General features: G+C 67.7%; 4 protein-coding genes. 2 read left to right on the top strand and 2 right to left on the bottom strand.

The window, feature by feature from the left end; translation table 11 throughout:
• Window positions 1-98: 98 nt before the first annotated feature.
• Complete coding sequence (icd, locus tag ABYX71_RS11110; protein WP_372696562.1) at window positions 99-1,355, bottom strand: NADP-dependent isocitrate dehydrogenase; 1,257 nt, start codon at window positions 1,353-1,355, stop codon at window positions 99-101.
• Between the two features lie 71 nt (window positions 1,356-1,426).
• On the opposite strand from icd, the gene ABYX71_RS11105 reads away from it, so the two are divergent.
• Window positions 1,427-1,732 carry a 2Fe-2S iron-sulfur cluster binding domain-containing protein gene (locus ABYX71_RS11105; RefSeq protein WP_372696561.1) on the top strand — a complete coding sequence of 102 codons (306 nt, stop codon included), beginning with the start codon at window positions 1,427-1,429 and terminating at the stop codon, window positions 1,730-1,732.
• Window positions 1,733-1,894: 162 nt separating this feature from the next.
• Here the strand turns inward: ABYX71_RS11105 and ABYX71_RS11100 are convergent, their stop codons facing one another.
• Window positions 1,895-2,599: a DsbA family protein gene (locus ABYX71_RS11100; RefSeq protein WP_372696560.1), complete on the bottom strand. Its 705-nt coding sequence runs from the start codon at window positions 2,597-2,599 to the stop codon at window positions 1,895-1,897.
• 173 nt (window positions 2,600-2,772) lie between these two features.
• Here ABYX71_RS11100 and ABYX71_RS11095 point away from each other — a divergent pair.
• A partial coding sequence (locus tag ABYX71_RS11095) for an amidohydrolase family protein (protein ID WP_372696559.1) occupies window positions 2,773-3,584 on the top strand: 812 nt, incomplete at its 3' end.

The following is a 3,584-nucleotide window of genomic DNA, read 5'->3' as shown; positions in this document are numbered from 1 at the left end:
GACCGACGACAAAAAGGCGGGGCGGACCTTCCGGGTCCGCCCCGCCTTTTTTTGTTGCCCGCAAGGAAAGCGGGCGGCACACGCCGCCCGCCGGGCACTCACATGTTGGCGATGATGGCCTGACCGAACTCGCGGCTGCCGAGCTTGGTGGCGCCGTCCATCAGACGCTCGAAGTCATAGGTCACGGTCTTGGCCTGGATCGCACCGGAAATGCCCTTGACCACCAGATCGGCGGCCTCGGTCCAGCCCAGATGGCGCAGCATCATCTCGCCGGACAGGATGATCGACCCCGGGTTCGACATGTTCTTGCCGGCGTATTTCGGCGCGGTGCCGTGCGTGGCCTCGAACAGCGCCACGGTGTCGGACATGTTGGCGCCCGGCGCGATGCCGATGCCGCCCACCTGCGCCGCCAGCGCGTCGGAGACGTAATCGCCGTTCAGGTTCAGCGTGGCAATCACGCTGTAGTCGCGCGGACGGGTGAGAATCTGCTGCAGGAACGCATCGGCAATGGCGTCCTTGACCACGATGTCCTTGCCCGTGCGCGGGTTCTTGAAGCTGCACCACGGCCCACCGTCGACCTCGACCGCGCCGAACTCGTCCTTGGCGAGCTGGTAGCCCCAGTCACGGAAGGCACCTTCCGTGAACTTCATGATGTTGCCCTTGTGCACCAGCGTGACCGACGGGCGGTCGTTGTCGATGGCGTACTGGATGGCCTTGCGCACCAGGCGCCGGGTGCCCTCCTCGGACACCGGCTTGATGCCGATGCCGGAGGTCTCCGGGAAGCGGATCTTCTTGACGCCCATGTCCTTGGTCAGGAACTCGATCACCTTGCGCGCCTCGGCGGACTGCGCCGCCCACTCGATGCCGGCGTAGATGTCCTCGGAGTTCTCGCGGAAGATCACCATGTCGGTGTCCTCCGGGCGCTTGATGGGGCTCGGCGTGCCGGTGTAGTAGCGCACCGGACGCAGACACACGTACAGGTCCAGCTCCTGGCGCAGCGCCACGTTCAGGGAGCGCACGCCACCGCCCACCGGCGTGGTCAACGGCCCCTTGATGCCGACCAGGAACTCACGCATGGCGTCCAGCGTCTCGGCCGGCATCCAGGTGTCACCGCCGTAGGTGGCCACCGCCTTCTCGCCGGCGTAGACCTCCATCCAGGCGATCGAGCGCTTGCCGCCGTAGGCCTTGGCGACGGCGGCATCCAGCACCTCGATCATCGGCGGGGTCACGTCGATACCGATGCCGTCACCCTCGATGAACGGGATGATCGGCCGGTCCGGCACGTTCAGGGAGTTGTCGGCGTTGGCCGTAATGCGCGTGCCGTCGGTCGGTACAATGATCTTTTCGTATGCCATGGCCCTGCCTGGGTTGCTGGATTCAAAACCGGCATTTTAATCGACAACCCCCCGCCCCGACGGCCCGTTACATGACTCAATACGCCATTCACATCGTCGACAGCGGCGAGACCTACACCTGCACCACCGAACAGTCGCTGCTGCACGGCATGACCCGGCTCGGCCGCAAGGGCATCCCCGCCGGCTGCTATGGCGGTGGCTGCGGCGTGTGCAAGGTCCAGGTGCTCGACGGCGACTACCACACGCGCAAGATGAGCCGCGCCCAGGTCACCGAGCAGGAAGAACGCGACGGTTACGCCCTGGCCTGCCGCACCTTCGCGGATTCCGACCTGCGCCTGCGGGTGGTCGGCAAGCTGCACAAGGCGTTGACGCGCTAGAGAATGCTGAAAAATGCCAAGGACGGCATTTTTCAGCTCGCCTCGGCGTGGCACACGCCCGCGCCCGGCTCCGGGAACCCCGCACGGCGTGCTCGATTCCTGCAAGGAGACGGGAGGCGCCGAATCAATCAGCGCTTCCCCGCGGCGAGACGCCGCCGATGCTCACTCCGCCGGCGGCAGGCCGTAACCGAGCATGCGCCGGCGCTTGATATCGTCGTAGAACGTGTCGATGGCGTCCTCGCGCAGGCAATGGCCCAGCGTCGAGCGGGGAATGCCGCCGAGCACGTGGCGACCGTCCGCCACCAGCGCCGGAATGCGCAGGATGCCGTAGCGGGCGGCGCGGTCGATGTCGCCCGCCAGCAACGTGCGGGCATGCTCGCCGAACACGTCGTGCTGCCAGCGCGCGCCGTCGAGGCCGATGTCCTCGGCGCAGCTGCGCAGCACATCGTAGTCGGCGATGTTGCGGCACTCGGTCAGATGCGCGCGCTGCACCCGGTCGAAAAAATCCCAGTGTGCGCGCTGACCGCCCTGCATCTCGGCCGCCTTGGCGCCAAGCTGGTTCGGCAACGAGTACGGGTAGTCGAAATCGCGCGTCATCATCAGCTCGCAGTCGATGCGCGGGTCCGGCTCGAACGCGCGCGCGTCCGCCCAGTGCACCATCACCACGTCGCGCTTGGCCTCGCGCTTGTCGGTATACAACTGGCGGTTGAACAGCATGGGCGACACCGCCAGCGGAAAACAGCGCTGCACCATGTGCACGTCCGGATGGGCGGCGGCGAACGCCCGCAGCCGCTCCGACGCCTTGTAGCACCAGGCCGAAAGGCAGTCGTGGAAAAACTCGATCACGATCGGTTGGCTGTCGGTCATGGCGGCGCTCCTCTCTTGTGGTTATCGACACCGAGTGTCGCCCCTGCCGACCGCGCACTCAAGCGCCTTGACCGCCCGGTCGGCCGGCGGAATGATGGCCGCCGGCCCGCCGTTTCAGGGACGCTGCGGCTCGCCGTGCACGTTACACACAACACTTCGGCGAGGAGAAACCCATGACGCATGACCTACTGATCCACGGCGGCACCGTCGTCGACGGCACCGGCGCCCCGGCCCGCCGTGCCGACCTGGCCATTCAGGGCGACCGCATCGCGGCCATCGGCGACAACCTGGGTGCCGCCCGCGACACGCTGGACGCCAGCGGGCTGGTGGTGTCGCCCGGCTTCATCGACCCGCACACCCATTACGACGCCCAGTGGTGCTGGGACCCCATGCTCAGCAGCAGCGCCTGGCACGGCGTCACGTCGGTGGTCATGGGCAACTGCGGCGTCGGCATCGCGCCGTGCCGCCCGGCGGCGCGCGAGATGGCCATGATGGACCTGGTCAACGTCGAGGCCATGCCGGCCGAGGTGCTGCGTACCGGCATCCGCTGGCAGTGGGAGACGTTTGCCGAGTTCATGACAGCCGTGGCCGGGGGTGGCCTGGGCCTGAACGCCGGTTTCCTGCTGCCGCTGGCGGCGCTGCGCCATTACGTGATGGGCACGGACTCGGGCGCGCGCGGCGCCAACGCCAGCGAAATCGCCCAGATGGCCGCGCACCTGCACGAGGCCATGCAGGCCGGCGCGCTCGGCTTCAGCACCACGGTACTGGCGCAGCACATCGGCCACGGCGGCAAGCCGCTGGCCGCGCGCCTGGCCAGCCGCGACGAGCTGAAGGCCCTGTGCCACGAGCTGCGCGACCTCGGCCGCGGCACCATCCAGATCGCCATGGGCGGCGTCGGCGGCGCGCTGAACGAAGAGCAGCAGGACCTGCTGCGGTTCCTGCTGCAGGAAAGCGGGCGCCCGCTGACCTGGACCTTCCTGCTGGT

The organism is Immundisolibacter sp., assembly GCF_041625615.1.
GTDB lineage: Bacteria > Pseudomonadota > Gammaproteobacteria > Immundisolibacterales > Immundisolibacteraceae > Immundisolibacter.
This window is presented reverse-complemented; position numbering and strand designations above follow the sequence as displayed.

What these genes read in the sequence shown, in the direction of transcription:
- icd (WP_372696562.1), bottom strand. Translation starts at nt 1,355, where the DNA reads ATGGCATACGAAAAGATCATTGTACCGACCGACGGCACGCGCATTACG.
- ABYX71_RS11105 (WP_372696561.1), top strand. Translation starts at nt 1,427, where the DNA reads ATGACTCAATACGCCATTCACATCGTCGACAGCGGCGAGACCTACACC.
- ABYX71_RS11100 (WP_372696560.1), bottom strand. Translation starts at nt 2,599, where the DNA reads ATGACCGACAGCCAACCGATCGTGATCGAGTTTTTCCACGACTGCCTT.